Raw genomic sequence first — 17313 nt, 5'->3', positions numbered from 1 at the left:
ATACGACATTTAAGCAACTGTATTTGTATCATCGGCTGTGTGTTTTACTTAGAAAGTATATCATAAATAATTTTATTTTTCAAGCTTTTTATAATTACATTTTTCGTTAGAGCAAAGTACGGATTCACCACGTCTATTTTTTCTATGAACTAATAAGCTTGCACATTCAGGACATTTTTCTCCAGTAGGTTTATCCCATAAAGCAAAGTCACAATTTGGATAATTTTCGCATCCATAAAAAACCTTACCTCTTTTAGACACTTTTTCAATAATTCTATGTCCACATTTTGGACATTTTACCTTTGTATCTTTTACTATCGTTTCTGTGTACTTACACTCAGGAAATGCACTGCATCCGATAAATTTTCCGTTTCTTCCATGCTTTATTACCAAATCATTGCCACATTCTGGGCATTTTCTTCCAATTGGTTCATCTTTAACTTTAAATTTATCTTGTGCATTTTTTGCATTAACTAAATCTTCATTAAATCCATTATAAAAATCTCTAATTACTTTTTTCCATTCAACGTCGTTTTCGGCAATATTATCTAATTCATTCTCCATCTCTGCAGTAAATTTTTCATTGATAATTGAATCAAAGTATTTAACTACAAATTCACAAACTTTTTCACCAATTTCAGTTGTATAGAATTTTTTTTCTTTAAGTTCAACGTAATTTCTGGACAAAATACTGCTAATAATAGACGCATAAGTGCTTGGTCTACCAATACCATCTTCTTCTAGCGTTTTTACCAAACTTGCTTCTGTATATCTAGGTTTTGGTTTAGTAAAGTGCTGTTTAGGTTCGATTTCATTTGAAGATATAGGTTCTCTATCTTTTAATTCTGGTAATTCACTATCTTTAGTATTTAATGAATAAACTCTTGTAAATCCATCGAAAATAACGACATTGCCATTAGATCTAAAGGTGTATCCATTATTATCAAAATCAATTGATGTAGATAAATATCTAGCATCTTTCATCTGACTAGCAACAGTTCTTTCCCAAATCAATTTGTATAGTTTGTATTGATCTTCGGTCAAATATTTTTTAATTTCATTCGGTCTTCTTTTTACAGACGATGGTCTAATTCCTTCGTGTGCATCTTGTGATCCTTTTTTCTTTTTGGAATAATCATATCCTCTTGTTGCATATTGTTTTCCATAAAGCTCATTAATAATATCTAAACAATCATTAACACAAACCTGAGAAATCCTTGTTGAATCAGTTCTCATATAAGTAATCAAACCTACTGACCCTTCGCTTCCCAAACTAATTCCTTCATATAGCTGTTGAGCAATTCTCATCGTTTTTGACGTTTGAAAATATAACTTTTTATATGCCTCTTGTTGAAGTGTCGATGTTGTAAATGGAGCGTATGGTTTTCTTGCTTTTTTTTGTTGCTTTATTGAGTCTACAACGAATTTATCAGATAAATCATTTAAAATTTTATCAGCTTCATCTTTGTTTTTTATATTTATTTTATTAGATTTATTGCTTTTTGAATAATATAGTTCAGAATCAAAATCTAATTTATCTTTTGATAAGTTTGCATGAATGGACCAGTATTCTTCTGGCTCAAACTCTCTTATTTCTTTTTCTCTTTCACAAATTAGTCTTAATGCTACAGACTGTACTCTACCAGCACTTAGTCCTGATTTAACTTTCTTCCATAATAATGGAGAAATGCTATAACCTACAATACGATCCAAAACTCTTCTTGCTTGTTGAGCATCTACCAATTTTAAATCAATAGCTTCCGGCTTTTTGATTGCTTCTTTTACGGAGTCTTTTGTTATCTCTTGAAATTTTACTCTATTTTCTTCCTTCGGATTTATTCCTAATAAATAGCACAAATGCCAAGAAATGGCTTCTCCTTCTCTATCAGGGTCAGTTGCCAAGAATATTTTTTGAGAATTCTTATAATCTTTTTTTAAAGCATTAATAACATTAGCTTTACCACGAACATTGATATATTGTGGTTCAAAATCATTCTCTATATCTATTCCCAGTTTGCTTTTCGGTAAATCTCTTAAATGACCTATAGTAGCTACAACTTTATATCCAGAGCCTAACATTTTTTGAATTGTTTTTGCTTTGGTTGGAGATTCCACTACTACTAGCTTTTTGTTTGCCATTAAAAGTCTATCCTTTCTATTAATTTTCTTGTAATTTTAATCTTAATTCACTTATAGATTCTGTAGAAATTTGATCTTTTCTTATTCCCAATTTATTTATAATCTGAGTCAAATGTTCTTCATTTTTAACTTCAATTTCTAAATATGGGTATGGATAAAAATCTTTATCCCAACGATCAAAGTCTAATCTTGCACCCATAAACTCAAAAGATTTTCTTTCTTTTTTAGATGAAGATTGCTTATCTAATTTAACAAATCTTAATATTTGTTTCAAGTTTTCTTCGTTATCAAATTCTATAGTATATTCATCATAATGTCTAACATTTGTATCATTAATCCTTTTTTTATAAGTTAGATACTTCTTAGTTTTGTTATTGAAAATATCTTCTGTAATTCTAATTCTAAGATAATCACTATTATTAATTAAATCAAAATCATTAGATTCGATTAAAATATTATCTTGTATTTCGTGAGCTATCATTTTAGCTCCCATTTCAATAGCTTTATCCATTAAAGCATTAAAATCATCAGTAAACACCTTACATTCTAATTCTTTTTCCATATTATTCCTTAATTTTCTTAACTTTAAAATCTATATAATCTGATGATACACAATGTACATTTATTCCATCAATTTTCCCTTCTACGACATTTAGATGACCGTAACCGTGTAAATGTCCATATATTAAATCTGTAACATTATAATTTTTTAAACAATTAAACAACTCATTGGGCTGTTTGTTAATATCAAAAGGTGGATAATGAAGCATCATAATAATATCATTGTCATTTCTAACACTTTCCAAACTCATATTAACTCTTAATATTTCTCTTTGGAAAATTTTTTCATCTTTTTCTGTAGCTTCTTTACTTGTCGGATCAAGCCATCCACGCGAGCCACATATATTAATATTTCCTAAATCAAGTGAATCATTTTGAATAAAACTAATAGATTCCAAATCTAGTTTTCTTAGTTTACTTATACCAGACCACCAATAATCATGGTTACCCCTAGTTAATATTTTTCTGCCAGGACTCTTATCGATTCTTTTCAAATCTACAAGAGCATCATCTAATTGCATAGCCCAGGAAATATCTCCTGGTATGAGTATAATATCTTCATCATCCAATTTTCCTAGATTATGAAATATCTTTTCTTCATAATTATCCCAATTATCACCAAACACATCCATCGATTTTTCTTTTGTATAATCCAGATGTAAATCACCTATTGCATATATCATAATTACTTTAACTCAATCTTCTTAAATATTATGTCTAGTTCATTCAACAATTGCTCATCTCTGTTTTGGCAAGAAAAAAGTATTATTTGATTATTATTTGAAATTTTAAATAATAAATCTAGACATTTCTTATATCTTACATCATCTAATTGAACAAAACAATCATCTAATATCATCAAATAATCAAGACCCATTAATTCTTCGAGTACACTTATTCTGATAAAAACAGAAAGCAAGTCAAACGTTCCGGAGCTTAAATGTTTTTGTTCGTAAAACTTTACTCCATCATAAATACTAACATCTAAATTTTCATCAACTCTGAATCTGTCCTTGTCTTTAGTTGAATATGCCATCATTTCTGAGACTTTCTTGTTAATTCTTGGAATAAAATTTTTGTGTAGTTTATTTATACTTTTATTAATTAAATCCATAGCTAATTCTATAGATATAATTTCATTTTCATATTTTTGAATATTCTCATTGATATCTGATAATTTTTCTTCTTTTTCTAGTAATAGATTTACTGATTTTTCAAGGATTTTAGTCCTTTCATATAATTTCGCATTTTTCTCGATAGATTCGCCAATTTCTTTATTAAGTACATTGATATCTTTTATATCATTATCATCTAGTTTTATTGAATCCGAATCCACATTATCCAATAAAATACTAAAATCATACTCAGATGATATCTTTTGTAGTTGATCATCTTTATCTGAAATTCTATGAATCAATTGATCGTACTCTATCCTTTTTCTTCTATAATCTTCAACATCGATATTCTTCAAGTTTTTTGATGAAGATAAAATACTGTTAATTTTAGACTTAGAGTTTTCATCTTCATTAATAATAGAATCTAGTCTTAAGTCAATACCTTTAATTTGCTCTTCCAAAGTGTTCAAATAATCAATACTTTTATCCATATTTGAATCGTATCTAAAATCATTAATTACTTCATTGTGGCTTTTATATCTCATATTTGTAATTTGATTAATTTTTTGCACAATTTTATTTAATTGACGAGTAAAAGATAATTTCCTAAGTTTACTCAAAAAAATAACCACAATATAATACAGAACAAATAAAATAGGAGCAATAACAAATTCTTTTGTTTTTCCCATCATATAAATCATTGCAGAAACAATAAATGTAAATATAAGTCCAATAACAATTAATTTAATGTTTAATTTAGCAATTCCATTTAATTTTCCATTTAAATTATTAATTTCTTCAATATAATTACTTATTGTTTCATAGTTACTTAATTTTGCTTTTAATTGGTAGTAATCCTTATTTAATAATTTTTTCTTCTTCGATAACTCATTAAATTTAATTCTGTTTTCATTTAATATTTTATTCTCATGTTCCAAACTATTAACATCATCTTCATTAATATCATTGATGTATTTTATCTTTGATATTGTATCTAGTAAGCTTGCTTTTTCTTTTAAAATCTGCATTTTATAATTTTTTGCATCTTCTATTTTTTCAATATCATTTTTCTTATGCAAACTAACTAATTTTTCTTTATTTAAAAGCAGCCTTTCATGTTTAAATTTGTACTCATTTAATTTGTTTAAACTATCTTCGTACTCTTTTTTATCATTGTTAATATTTTTGATTTCATCCTCTAAATCAAACTTTTTTTGATACAAACTACCCAAGGGTTTGGATTTAGATTGTTTTGTTCCTATACTCGACTTCATCTTCTCTAAATTATCGAGAGCTTTTTTAAACGAAACTGAATCATTATTACTATCTGATGAATTCAATAGCATATCTACAATAGAATTCACATTCTTATTTTCTGAATCTAGTTCTTTTAAGTTAGAAAAAACAGTTGATGTAAAAATATCCGAAGGCATTTTGAAAAAATATTCACCAGGAAAAGACAAATTATCTCTGTTAAACCCATCTAAATCAGTTTCATTGTTACCTGTAGTTTCGTTAAAAATATTAAAATATTTTTCTTTGAAATTTCGATATATTACATATCTTTTATCATCTTTCTCCACTAAAATACTGCCCTCATAGTTTTCGTTATTCCAAGGGCGGTATTTCTCGTAATCTTCAGTATAAACAGTTCTCTTTAAATAAGGTTTAACAAATCCATAAAATACACCTTCAATAAATTTGGATATAGTGGTTTTCCCTGATTCATTTAACCCGTAAATTAGATTAAATTTGTCTCCAAATTCTATTGTGTAATTATTAAATCTGCCAAACGATATCAAATCTAATCTAATAATTTTCATAAATTATTCTCCATCAAAGAATGAATTCCTAAATCAATTGCTCTTTTAACTATAGGATCATTTGAATCCAAGTTCTTTGTCTCTTCAATAAAGTAACCCAGCACATTATTTCTATTGAATTCATAAATTTTATCCAAATTTATATTTGATTCTGTATTATCAACAATTACTACATATTCACAATATTTTTTTAAACTTTCTTGTAACGAATCTATATCCAGATCAAATCCATCTTCTAATTGTCCTTTTAGATTAATTCTAATATAATTTTTCTTATCTTCGAGCAAACATTTAGATAACGCACCAACTAAATCATAATAACTAAATTTATCTGATATATTATATTCAAACTCATTAAAATTTGATTCAGAACAATCTAAAAAATCCATGTCTAGTTTATTATCAACTATACTACCTATAACCGCTCCATGCCTTCCTTGTTCTTTAAAACTCAACGGTTCTATCGAGCCTGGATACACAAATTTATCATTAAAAATCGTAGGTTTATGTATATGCCCTAACGCTACGTAATCAAAGCCCAAATTATTTACTTTTTCTTGATCAAAAAACATATAACTATTATTATCATTCAATAAATCAGAATGAATCATTAAAACATTAGTTTTCAATTTGTCTAGTTTTATATCATTAAAAATATCCATGAAATCGTAATTATTTTTATTGTAGGTTATGCCATAAACATCAGTATCATCAAATTCTATTTTTTCAAGACAATCCTTTTTAAAAACATTTATATTATCGCTAATATTTACCATGTCCCATAAATTATCATTGTATATAGGGTCGTGATTTCCACCAATAATACAAATTTGTGAATTTGTCCTGGAAAATAAATCAATTAAACGATTCATATCACTTATGCTAAAATTCTCTAAATTATACAAATCTCCAGACAAAAAAATATAATCAACATTTTCATCAATGCTATATTTGATTAATTTTTCAACTGAAGTCCAAATTCTTTGTCTCCTTATTTTGGACATAGATTGAGGAATTGAAGATTTTTCAAATTTCATGCCTAAGTGAAAATCAGCTGCATGTATAAACTTCAAAATAAATCCTACTTTTCAGAATCTAATTGCTTTAATTCATCTTCAATTAATGCATGTAATACTCTTAATTCATCTTCCGTAAATGTAAGACCCTTACTCATTCTTGTATGATCAGGATTCCATTCTCTAATATCATATTTTGCGTCGTAATCCGACCACTTAACAATATTTAATTCCTTATTCCAATTGTTAGCTTTTGTGGATAAAACTCCAATTCTTTCTACTATTTCAAATTTTAAATCAGCCATAATTACCTCCATTTTTATAAATATATTATAGCATTATTTTAAAATATGCAAATATATGTTTTTGTGTTAGAATATCATAGAGGTGAATTTCATGAAAAAACAAAAATTAGCTCAAATTGTAGCTATTATTCTAGTAGCGATGATGGTTGCTCCATTCATACTCAATGTAATAATGAACATGAGATAAAATGATAATTCAAAAAATTGAGTTCAACGATAAAAAAGATAAGTTTGTAATTGAGACTGATACAAAAGAAAGTTTTTTATTAAGTTATAATGACTTTGAAAAATTTAAAATTCATAACGAAATGATAATAGATGATGAATTGTATGCTCACCTATTGAACATATCAAAATTTGGAGAAGCTTTTGATATCAGCCTTAATTTTTTATCATATAAATTACGAACTGAAAAAGAAATAATTACAAAATTAAAATCCAAGAAATTTAGCACAGAAATTATTGATGACGTAATTACTAAATTAAAAAATCTAGATTTACTGGACGATTATAACTATGCAAAAATATTTATTAACGATAAAATTAATCTTACAAATTACAGTAAAAGACGAATAATCAACGATTTATATCAAAAAGGTATAGATAAGAAAATTTATGAAGATTATTTAGAAGAAGTTTTTGGGTACAATATGGAATTAGACAAAGCTACTCTAATAGTTGAAACTAAAATTAACATTTGGAAAGAAAAATATGAAGGCTACGAGCTAAAGAATAAAATTGTTACCTTCTTACTCCAAAAAGGTTTCAGTTATGATGTTGCAAAACAAATTAGTGGTATGTATTAATGTATTATTTATATATTTTAGAATGTGCGGATAAAAGTTTATACACAGGTATTACAAATGATTTTTCAAAAAGAATTAAAATGCATAATAATGGCAAAGCTAGTAAATATACAAGAGCAAGGCTTCCTGTAAACTATGTTTTTATGAAAAAAATCGATAATAAAAGTGATGCATTAAAATTAGAAATAAAAATAAAAAAACTAAATCGTGACGATAAGTTAAAACTAATTAATTCAAATGAAAATGAAATTAATGAGATATTAAAAAAAGCTTAAGTATGATATAAATCAACTTAAGCTTTTTATTTTATAAATTATTTTTTGCTAATTCTACTAATTTAGCAAATTCTTTTTCATCCCTAACAGCCATATCTGCAAGAACTTTTCTGTTCAAATCAACACCTGCTACTTTTAAGCCATGCATAAACTTGCTGTAGCTTAAATCGTGCATTCTTGTAGCTGCGTTAATTCTAGCAATCCATAATTTTCTGAAATCTCTTTTTCTTCTTTTTCTTCCAACATATGAATAAGCTAATGATTTCATAACAGCTTGGTTAGCAGTTTTGAATAATGTATGTTTTGAGCCGTAATATCCTTTAGCTTGTTTTAATACTTTTTTATGTCTTTTTCTATTATTTGTACCACGTTTAATTCTAGCCATTTATATTTCCCCCTCTAACTAAGGAATCATTTTATCGATTCTTTTCATATCTGCTTCGCTAACTGTTGTGCCTTTTCTTAAGTTTCTAATTCTCTTTGCAGATTTCTTACCTGTTAAGTGACTTGCATAAGCTTTAAATCTTCTTAACTTACCTGTACCAGTTCTTCTAAATCTTTTAGCAGAACCTCTATGTGTCTTCATTTTTGGCATATTATTTCCCCCTCTAATTATCTTTATCAGTCAAAGGACCCATAAACATTATCATCATTCTACCTTCCATAGAAGGTTTCTTTTCTATTTGTCCTACATCTTTTGTTAATTCATAAAATTTATCAAGAACTTCTTTACCCAAATCTTTATGACCAAGTTCTCTACCTCTAAATCTAACAGAAACTTTAACTCTGTTTTCATTACTTAAAAACTTTGATGCTTGGTTAGCTTTAACTTCTAAGTCGTGCTTTTCAATATTTGGTGAAAGTCTTATTTCTTTTACGTTTATTACTTTTTGATTTTTCTTTGCTTCTTTTTCCTTCTTTAATGCATCGTATTTATATTTTCCATAATCTAATATTTTGCATACAGGTGGCTTAGCATTTGGTGCTACATTAACCAAATCAAGATGTTTATCTTCAGCCATTTTTAAAGCTTCTTTTATAGGAATTACACCTATTTGTTCACCTTCGTCATCGATTAATCTAACTTTTGAAGATCTTATCTCCTCATTAATCATTAAGTCTTTTATATTATTCACCTCCAAAAAAATAATGGCGGGTAAAGATACCCGCCAAAAATTAATAATCAAATTAAATTTTAACCTTATGAATTCGAAATTATAAGGTGAGAGCGGATACCTCTACTTATCAACAACAAATATTCTATACCATGATGAGCACTTTGTCAACTATTTTTTCTTAGAATTTACAACGTTAATTAAAATATATGGTAAATTAAAGTCTGAAGTATATGCTATATACTTATTTGACCAATCAGGCTTAAATTTATCTTTATAGTTCCTTAAGCCTTTAAAATTATATATCTTATTTTGAGTATTGTAAACAATATTTAAAATCTTTTCTTTTTTCTTTGAATAAATCTTATCTCCAACTTTAGATAAAGGTGCCATACCTAGATAAAATTTTTCAAAATTATTATCTTGACCCCACAAAATCAACTTGATAAATATGAAATCCATCAAACCATCTTCATTTGATCTATTATATCTCATTAAATCTATTGATAATGTTTTGTTATCGTAAAAAGGTTGAAGATTTGCAAAAGCAAGTAATTCATTGTCTTTATATATACATGCAATTTTTGTTCTTTTTAGATAGTCTTCATCAAAAAATCCTAAACTAAAACCCATTTCATTTTTATTTCCAAGCCATTTATCTGAAACAACCTTCATTTGCGATAAAAGATTATCTGTTGCCTCTTCAACTTTAAACTCATAATTTCCTTTATCAAAATTATTGATAACATGTCTCCATGTTCTATTTTTCTTTCCAACTAAAGAAAATTCATTTAAGTTTAATGTTGCATCTTGACCAACTTTTACAAATCGAAATCCTTGATCGCAATATAATTCTAGATTTTCTCCATTTATTTCATAAAAACATACATTCATGTGATATTCGTTACAATAAATTATAAAATCATTAATAGCTTCAACAAAGTTATCTTTCTTTCCAATTGGGTCTCCCAATACTATAACGCTGTTTTGCACTGGACGATACATTATCATTACAGTATTTGTCTTGTCAAAATACACATTTTTATCATTCAGATAAACAAGATGACTAAACTCATTTCCTCCATATTCGTCTAAGAATTTACCGATTTTAGAGAAATCTTCATCTGTCAATTTACTAAATGTTATCTTTTTTGTTCTTGTATATTGAGCGAGATAAGACAATATCAATACAAATAAAACATATAATAATATGAATTTCTTGTTCTCAATTAAATACTGTAAAGAATACTTTCTATGTGAACTAAAAAAGTTTACTTTTCGAACACTATTGCTAATGAATATGAAAAATACTGTGACAGACGATAATTTTATTATTGTATTTGCAAAATACTTTGTACTGAATTTTATAGCTTTTTCAGTGAATCCATCTTTCATTATATACATTACAATTCCCAATATTAATGTAATAATTGATTCTTCTATGTCTAGTCCTTTTAGTAAAGTTGAAAAAACTGAAATAAGTAATACAGTTTCAGCTATATAAAAAGATTTTTTCACCGATTTTTTTATCCCTTGTGAAAGCAAAATTAATAATCCACCGGATGTTAGAGTTATAAATCTTGCCAAAACCAATACATCTTTCTTGACGAATCTCCTTAAAAATTTAATTCTTAATAAAATTGATGGAGTCGCAACACTTAAACATAATATTATACCAACTATAAGTGTGAAAATTGATAAAATATTGAACGCAAATTGCTTTTTGTGTTGATCAGTATTGTAGTTATCATATATTCTTCGCAAAATCATAATTAATGAAATTATCCAAGGTATAACACTACTTACCATTCTATACATTAAAATAGCAATAATCGCAGCACGAGGTTCTATCAATTTGCTTAATAAATGAATTTGTAATAAATCTGATACTACCAGTCCATCTTGCATCAAACTAATTTGACCGAAAACATTTGAAACGCAATAAATCAGCACTAAATTTGAAAAATTTACGTCAGTAAATTGTTTTATCACAAATACAAAAAACATAATATTGCAAATTGTAACTATCAACTCATATATTATTGATAAAATTTTTCTCTTAAAACCTATATCCTCAATGCTAATATACTCTAGAAAATATAGTGATTTGTTTTTAAAATAGATTACACATACAGCAATAACTATTACAAATAAATAGATTAGAAACAAAGTCCATTCAGGCTTAATGTAAAATATAGTAAATAAACTTATAAGTGATAATGCTATAAAATTAGAAATACTCTTGTTTATTTTTTTATTTTGGTAGGTGTCTGCTCCTTTAAATACTGATTCCACCTCATTAATCCATATAAATTTTCTAAGTGATTCTAGAGCCCAGTAATTTTTTAAATTTTTAATGTTAAATTTCTCATCAACTACAAAATAAGAAATAGATGAAACAAAAAATACAAGTATTCCAAGTACTAGATTTTCAATTTTTTGTTCCATGCTCAAGAAAATTTTATATTTAAAGATATGATTTGGCAAAATAAAGTTATTCCTAACTATATACAACACTATAATAGTAAATATGATTGTGTAAAATGTCCTAATGTATTTTAGTTTTTTATCCATTAATCCCCCTTAATTTGCTGATTGTTCATCGTACATTTGTTTATAAAATCCGTCTTTTTCTAATAACTCGTCATGGGTTCCGCTTTCAATTATTTTACCATTTGATAATGCAAAAATCTTATCTACATTTCTAATTGTAGATAATCTGTGAGCAACTATCAATGTAGTTCTCGAATATTTTAACTTTTCTAGTGGTTGTTGAATAATTTGCTCTGTTTCTGTGTCAATATTTGATGTAGCTTCATCGAGAATTAATACTCTAGGATTTCTAATATAAGCTCTTGCAAAAGATATCAATTGTCTTTCCCCTTGCGAAAGATTTGAGCCTTTTTCTTTTATTTGCTCATTTAATCCTTTTTTTAATAAAGTATAGCATCCCAATTCTTCTAGAGCATTGATTACTTCTTCATCGCTATAATCTTTATCTAAGGTTATATTTTCTTTTAATGTTGTTTCAAAAAGAAATGGATCTTGCAGTACAACAGCAAAGTCTTCTCTTAAAACATCTTCATTTAAATCATTGATATTTACGCCATCAACTAATATTTCGCCACTTTTCACATCGTAAAATTTTAATATTAAATTCAATATAGTAGATTTTCCACTACCTGTAGTTCCTACAAAAGCAGCGCTGGTTGATTTTGGAATTTTGAATGAAACATTTTTTAATACGTCGTTTTTATCGTAGGCAAAATACACGTTTTTAAATTCAATATTTCCTTCTAGTTTATCAATTACTCCATCTGATTTTTCAATTGTATCTAATTTCATTATATCAAATATATGACTTGCAGATGCATAAGCTTGTTCCATATCTCCAAATCTTGTAACGATTACGCTAACATTAGAAAATATCTTTGAAGTATAATCAATAATAATATACAATCCGCCAACCGTCACAGGATAGTTCTTCGTAATATGGCCATATCCAAAATAGAATAAAATTATAACCGTTGATAATAAACCAATTATGTCAATCGCCCTGTATCCACCATAACTTCTTAATTTTGTAAGAGCCAAATTATTACTGAAAATTTCTTTGTTAATTTTGTCGAATTTATCCTTTATAGTTTTCTTGACATTTAATGCTTGAATTATTTCCATATTATTAATATTTTCATTAATATTAGCATTAATCTTACTTACCAAATGTCGAATCCTTTTGTTATGTTTTGCTGATTTGTATCTATAATCATAGAATATTAAGAAAACTAAAGGAAATAAAATCAAAAGCATAAGAGAAACTTCAATATTTGTTACAACCATCATAATATATATAGCAATTATCATTATTGCTGCTGTTGCAATGTCAGCTAATATTAATTGAAACATAATTTTCAATCTCATAGTGTCATTAGTAATTCTTGAAACAATACTTCCAGCTGCAAGATTATCAAAGTATTCAATTGGCAGTTCATTAATATGTTTGTAAATATCATTTTGCACAAAATAAGTCACATTATTTGCTGCCAATTCAAAATAAATCATGCTTAAGTTGCTAAAAATTCCACAAGCAACATAAATCACCAAATAAAAAGCCAAGTATTTTATTATTGTTAAAAAATTGCCTGATATATTATTCTTAGCCACAAACTCATTTAATACATATCCTATTACAATTGGTCCTAAAATTTCCATCGAAGTTCTTAGAAAAGAAAATACAAATCCGATCACCAATTCTTTGGATTGCTTCATGGAATACATTTTTAGTTTTTCTGATACAAATTTATTTCTTAATTTACTCTTCATATCTTTCCCTCACTAATTGGATATTATATTGAGTATAATACCATTGTTTGTTTTCCATAAGTTCAGAATGTGTACCCATTTCACTTATATGACCATCTTTTAATACTATTATTAAATCAAAATCATCAATTTGATTTAATCTATGAGTTGATAAGATGACTGTTTTTTTAAGTTTTTTTAACTCCCCAAGAATATTTTTCTCAGTTTGCGTATCCAACGCACTTAAGCAGTCGTCCAAAACAACCAAATTAGAATCTTTTAATAAAGCTCTAGCTATGGAAATTCTTTGCTTTTGACCACCGGATAATGAAAGTCCATTTTCACCACACAATGTGTCGAAACCATCGGGAAAATTCACAATATCTTTATAAATATCAGCACTTTTAGATACATTAACAACTTCTTCGTCTGAAGCATCTATCTTAGATAATTTTATATTGTTTTTAATTGTATCTGAAAAAATCATACTCTTTTGAGAAACATAAGCGATATTATCCCTTGCAGATTTTAGATTTATTAAATTAGTGTTTTTCCCATTGATTTTAAACTCATCTTGTCTAGGGTACAAGAATAAAAATTGCTTAAGAATAGTAGATTTCCCTGATCCTGTTTTCCCTACAATAGCCACTCTCATATTCTTTTTAAGTTCAAATGTAATATTCTCGAGTGCAGTTTCCTCTGCATATGGATATTTAAAACTATAATTTTCAAATTTTACGCTTTCTATGTCACTAACTTTTTTATAATCTTCATTTAAATCCAAGTCATCCTTATAGTCTAGTATATTATCGATTCTATCCATTGACGCATCAGCTTGTTGATATACATTTATGAAATTACCTAACGCATACATTGGCCATATTAGCATGTTTAAATAATAAGTAAAAGATACTAATTGACCAACTGAAATTTCGTTTTTACTTATCAAATAGCTTCCGTACCCAATAGCTATAACAAAAGTTATTGCTGGAATTATTCTTTGAAACGGAGCCATCATTGCTCTATATTTGACAACATCCATATTTTTTTGAACTAACATTTTTGATCGATTTTTAAACGAAAAATATCTGGCATCTTTTATTCCAAAAACCCTTATAATTCTTATTCCTTCAACATCTTCCAGTACGCTATTGTTTAACTTATCAAATGTAGATTGTACTATCGAATATTTTTCATGAATTTTCCTACCAATTTTTAAACACAAAAACGCTAATATGGGAAGTGGTATTATAGAAACAAGTGTTAGACGGACGTCAACAACGATCATCATTATAATTATAATAAATAAAGGAAAAACTGTGGAATCAAAGAAAGTAAGCGTTCCGAATCCCATCAAATCACTTAGACTATTAACATCTCCAGTAGCCCTATTCATTAATTCTCCAGTTTTAAAAGTTTGAAAGTATTTCATAGATTCGTTTAAATACTTATCCATAAGTCTATTTCTGGTTACATAGTCTATTTCATTTGATGCCCTGAAAGTATAATAGCACCAACCCATCGCAAAAAAATATTTTATTCCTATTATTAAAACATCTATTAAAAGTATAATTAAAAAAGGCTTTAATTTTATAGAATCGTTCAATACTCTATCTGTTAACTTACCAGTAATATACGGAGGAATTAATCCCACTAGGTCGCTTAATAAAAGAAATGTAATGGCAAGAATTAATTTGTTTTTATAATATTTTAGAAACCAATAAAATTTCTTGTACATTTTGCCTCCTTCTATTAAAAATTTGCTCTGAAAAACTCAGAGCAAATTTTTATTTGAAAATAAATTTTTAAATATTATTTTCTATTTTGATATTCATCTACTAATTCATTGATAAATTCATCAGTGTTTTTAGATCCTACATCGCCAATATCTCTTTTTCTTACTGATACTTCATTATTATCAATTTCATTTTGTCCAATTATTAATGAATAATTTACTTTCTTCAATTGAGATTCTCTAATTTTAAGTCCGATTTTTTCACTTCTATCATCGACTTTTACTCTCAATCCACGGGCTTTCATTTTTTGTTGTAATTCATAAGCATAATCATTAAATTTATCACTAATAGGAAGTATTTCTACTTGAACTGGTGACAACCATAGTGGGAATTTTCCTGCATAATGTTCAATCAATATTCCCATAAATCTTTCTTCACTACCTAAAATAGCTCTATGAATCATTGCTGGGCGTTTTTTAGATCCGTCACTTGCAATGTATGTCATATCAAATCTTTCTGGCATTTGGAAATCTAATTGAATAGTTCCACATTGCCAAGTTCTACCAATTGCATCTTCCAAATGGAAATCTATTTTAGGTCCGTAGAAAGCACCGTCTCCTTCATTAATCTTGTATGGGAGACCTTTATGTTCTAATGCATTCTTAAGAGAACTTATTGCCAAGTCCCAATCTTCGTCTGAGCCCATTGAATCTTCAGGACGTGTTGATAATTCAACTTCATATTTAAAACCAAATTTAGAATAAATGTAATCACAGAAATCAATTATCTTACTTACTTCGTCTTCTATTTGTTCAGGTAAGCAGAATACGTGAGCATCATCTTGCACGAAAGTTCTTACTCTAAATAGACCGTGTAATGCACCTGATAACTCATGACGGTGAACTTGACCTAATTCTGCTACTTTAATTGGAAGCTCTCTATAGCTGTGCAATTCATCTTTGTAAACTAAAATTGATCCTGGGCAGTTCATTGGTTTGATTGCATAATCTTCACCATCTATTTTAGTAAAATACATATTTTCTTTGTAATGGTCCCAGTGTCCTGATTGATGCCATAAATGTTCATTTAATATTAAAGGAGTTTTAATTTGGCCATATCCTCTTTCTAAAAGTTGTTCTTTTAGGAATTTTTCTAATTCGTTTAAAACAACCATTCCATTTGGATGGAAGAATGGAAAACCTGGTCCTTCTTCTTGAATTGAGAATAATCCCATTTCTTTACCAATTTTTCTATGGTCTCTTTTCTTAGCTTCTTCCATTCTATCCAAATATTCATCTAATAGTTTTTTCTTAGGGAATGAAATACCGTAAATTCTTTGAAGCATCTTATTATTTTCGTCGCCTCTCCAGTATGCACCTGCGATTGATAATAATTTAAATGCTTTAATGTTTTTTACATCCAATAAATGAGGTCCTCTGCACAAATCCACAAAATCTCCCATTTCATATAAAGTAATTGTAGCATCTTCATCAAAATTTTCTATTAAATCTACTTTATAGTCTTGTCCTTCATTTTTGAATCTTTCCAATGCTTCTTTTCTAGAAATTTCAACTCTTACTAGTTTAGGATTTTCTTTAACTATTTTTTTCATTTCAGCTTCGATTTTTTCTAAATCTTCTGGTACAAATTTATGATCTGTATCTAAATCATAATAAAATCCAGAATCAATTGAAGGACCAATTGCAAATTTTGTGCCCGGATACAATCTTTGAATAGCATAGGCCATTAAGTGTGATGAAGTATGCCAGAAAACTTGTTTTCCTTCATCATCATCAAATTTTACGAATTGAACTTCACAATCAGAATCAATAGTTTCCATTAATCCCATTATTTTACCATCTACAACTGCTCCAACGCAGTCTCTTGCTAATCCTTCAGATATTGATTTGCAAACATCTAATAAACTTATTTCTCCATCAAATTCTTTTGCGGATCCATCTTTTAATTTTACTTCAAACATAAATACCTCCTAATAAAAAAGAGACCCTCATCCCCTGATAGGGACAAGTGTCTCGTGGTTCCACCCTAATTTTTTCTCATTTAAATAATCGGCTCCAAATTAGTATTCAGCATACTGATCTCTTAAATAGAATTTCAGC

15 protein-coding genes are annotated in these 17313 nt (G+C 27.5%); 2 read left to right on the top strand and 13 right to left on the bottom strand.

All coding sequences use genetic code 11. The annotated features are described in order from the left end of the window. Window positions 1-72: 72 nt before the first annotated feature. The 6 genes from topA to ACU68Y_RS01165 are packed head-to-tail and all read right to left on the bottom strand — an operon-like array spanning window position 73 to window position 6959. Window positions 73-2139 carry a type I DNA topoisomerase gene (gene topA, locus ACU68Y_RS01190; RefSeq protein WP_446755238.1) on the bottom strand — a complete coding sequence of 689 codons (2067 nt, stop codon included), beginning with the start codon at window positions 2137-2139 and terminating at the stop codon, window positions 73-75. A 19-nt stretch (window positions 2140-2158) separates the two neighbouring features. Continuing rightward, window positions 2159-2701 carry a class IV adenylate cyclase gene (locus ACU68Y_RS01185; RefSeq protein WP_012290576.1) on the bottom strand — a complete coding sequence of 181 codons (543 nt, stop codon included), beginning with the start codon at window positions 2699-2701 and terminating at the stop codon, window positions 2159-2161. Between the two features lies 1 nt (window position 2702). Next, window positions 2703-3383 (bottom strand): metallophosphoesterase, encoded by a 681-nt coding sequence (locus tag ACU68Y_RS01180; protein WP_094229805.1) that lies wholly within the window; start codon window positions 3381-3383, stop codon window positions 2703-2705. Between the two features lie 2 nt (window positions 3384-3385). Beyond that, window positions 3386-5638 (bottom strand): ATP-binding protein, encoded by a 2253-nt coding sequence (locus tag ACU68Y_RS01175; RefSeq protein ID WP_446765318.1) that lies wholly within the window; start codon window positions 5636-5638, stop codon window positions 3386-3388. Next, entirely contained in the window at window positions 5635-6711 is a 1077-nt protein-coding gene (locus tag ACU68Y_RS01170) for a metallophosphoesterase family protein (RefSeq protein ID WP_002838419.1), read from the bottom strand. The genes ACU68Y_RS01175 and ACU68Y_RS01170 overlap by 4 nt, the downstream gene beginning before the upstream one ends. 8 nt (window positions 6712-6719) lie before the next feature. Further along, window positions 6720-6959 carry a YdbC family protein gene (locus ACU68Y_RS01165; protein ID WP_002838212.1) on the bottom strand — a complete coding sequence of 80 codons (240 nt, stop codon included), beginning with the start codon at window positions 6957-6959 and terminating at the stop codon, window positions 6720-6722. 188 nt (window positions 6960-7147) lie between these two features. On the opposite strand from ACU68Y_RS01165, the gene ACU68Y_RS01160 reads away from it, so the two are divergent. Together ACU68Y_RS01160 and ACU68Y_RS01155 are read left to right on the top strand one after the other, a co-directional pair. Beyond that, window positions 7148-7765, top strand: a complete 618-nt coding sequence (locus tag ACU68Y_RS01160; RefSeq protein WP_316533732.1) for a regulatory protein RecX — start codon at window positions 7148-7150, stop codon at window positions 7763-7765. Further along, a complete protein-coding gene (locus tag ACU68Y_RS01155) occupies window positions 7765-8040 on the top strand; it encodes a GIY-YIG nuclease family protein (protein ID WP_446755235.1) in 276 nt (91 codons plus the stop codon). The genes ACU68Y_RS01160 and ACU68Y_RS01155 overlap by 1 nt, the downstream gene beginning before the upstream one ends. A 31-nt stretch (window positions 8041-8071) precedes the next feature. Here the strand turns inward: ACU68Y_RS01155 and rplT are convergent, their stop codons facing one another. The 7 genes from rplT to thrS form a co-directional block, all read right to left on the bottom strand. After that, a complete protein-coding gene (gene rplT, locus ACU68Y_RS01150) occupies window positions 8072-8425 on the bottom strand; it encodes a 50S ribosomal protein L20 (protein ID WP_002838114.1) in 354 nt (117 codons plus the stop codon). Between the two features lie 18 nt (window positions 8426-8443). Beyond that, window positions 8444-8635: a 50S ribosomal protein L35 gene (gene rpmI / locus ACU68Y_RS01145; protein WP_002838103.1), complete on the bottom strand. Its 192-nt coding sequence runs from the start codon at window positions 8633-8635 to the stop codon at window positions 8444-8446. Between the two features lie 13 nt (window positions 8636-8648). Continuing rightward, window positions 8649-9155 carry a translation initiation factor IF-3 gene (gene infC, locus ACU68Y_RS01140; RefSeq protein WP_002838237.1) on the bottom strand — a complete coding sequence of 169 codons (507 nt, stop codon included), beginning with the start codon at window positions 9153-9155 and terminating at the stop codon, window positions 8649-8651. A gap of 171 nt (window positions 9156-9326) precedes the next feature. Beyond that, on the bottom strand, window positions 9327-11729 hold the full coding sequence (locus tag ACU68Y_RS01135; RefSeq protein ID WP_002839333.1) for a phosphatidylglycerol lysyltransferase domain-containing protein: 2403 nt from the start codon (window positions 11727-11729) through the stop codon (window positions 9327-9329). Window positions 11730-11738: 9 nt separating this feature from the next. Then, window positions 11739-13478 (bottom strand): ABC transporter ATP-binding protein, encoded by a 1740-nt coding sequence (locus tag ACU68Y_RS01130; protein WP_002839371.1) that lies wholly within the window; start codon window positions 13476-13478, stop codon window positions 11739-11741. Further along, a complete protein-coding gene (locus ACU68Y_RS01125) occupies window positions 13468-15195 on the bottom strand; it encodes an ABC transporter ATP-binding protein (protein ID WP_002839277.1) in 1728 nt (575 codons plus the stop codon). The genes ACU68Y_RS01130 and ACU68Y_RS01125 overlap by 11 nt, the downstream gene beginning before the upstream one ends. 74 nt (window positions 15196-15269) lie before the next feature. Continuing rightward, window positions 15270-17174, bottom strand: a complete 1905-nt coding sequence (thrS, locus tag ACU68Y_RS01120) for a threonine--tRNA ligase (protein ID WP_002838140.1) — start codon at window positions 17172-17174, stop codon at window positions 15270-15272. Window positions 17175-17313 lie beyond the last annotated feature (139 nt).

The organism is Finegoldia sp. P1-F-LS (assembly GCF_052932205.1).
The sequence above is the reverse complement of the archived record's forward strand: the minus strand, read 5'-3'. Positions and strand labels throughout refer to the sequence as shown.

Excerpts from the sequence above, each read along its gene's own strand:
- thrS (WP_002838140.1), bottom strand. The coding sequence starts at position 17,174 with ATGTTTGAAGTAAAATTAAAAGATGGATCCGCAAAAGAATTTGATGGA.
- ACU68Y_RS01135 (WP_002839333.1), bottom strand. The coding sequence starts at position 11,729 with ATGGATAAAAAACTAAAATACATTAGGACATTTTACACAATCATATTT.
- ACU68Y_RS01165 (WP_002838212.1), bottom strand. The coding sequence starts at position 6,959 with ATGGCTGATTTAAAATTTGAAATAGTAGAAAGAATTGGAGTTTTATCC.
- topA (WP_446755238.1), bottom strand. The coding sequence starts at position 2,139 with ATGGCAAACAAAAAGCTAGTAGTAGTGGAATCTCCAACCAAAGCAAAA.
- ACU68Y_RS01175 (WP_446765318.1), bottom strand. The coding sequence starts at position 5,638 with ATGAAAATTATTAGATTAGATTTGATATCGTTTGGCAGATTTAATAAT.
- ACU68Y_RS01185 (WP_012290576.1), bottom strand. The coding sequence starts at position 2,701 with ATGGAAAAAGAATTAGAATGTAAGGTGTTTACTGATGATTTTAATGCT.
- ACU68Y_RS01180 (WP_094229805.1), bottom strand. The coding sequence starts at position 3,383 with ATGATATATGCAATAGGTGATTTACATCTGGATTATACAAAAGAAAAA.
- rpmI (WP_002838103.1), bottom strand. The coding sequence starts at position 8,635 with ATGCCAAAAATGAAGACACATAGAGGTTCTGCTAAAAGATTTAGAAGA.
- ACU68Y_RS01130 (WP_002839371.1), bottom strand. The coding sequence starts at position 13,478 with ATGAAGAGTAAATTAAGAAATAAATTTGTATCAGAAAAACTAAAAATG.
- ACU68Y_RS01160 (WP_316533732.1), top strand. The coding sequence starts at position 7,148 with ATGATAATTCAAAAAATTGAGTTCAACGATAAAAAAGATAAGTTTGTA.
- ACU68Y_RS01155 (WP_446755235.1), top strand. The coding sequence starts at position 7,765 with ATGTATTATTTATATATTTTAGAATGTGCGGATAAAAGTTTATACACA.
- rplT (WP_002838114.1), bottom strand. The coding sequence starts at position 8,425 with ATGGCTAGAATTAAACGTGGTACAAATAATAGAAAAAGACATAAAAAA.
- infC (WP_002838237.1), bottom strand. The coding sequence starts at position 9,155 with ATGATTAATGAGGAGATAAGATCTTCAAAAGTTAGATTAATCGATGAC.
- ACU68Y_RS01125 (WP_002839277.1), bottom strand. The coding sequence starts at position 15,195 with ATGTACAAGAAATTTTATTGGTTTCTAAAATATTATAAAAACAAATTA.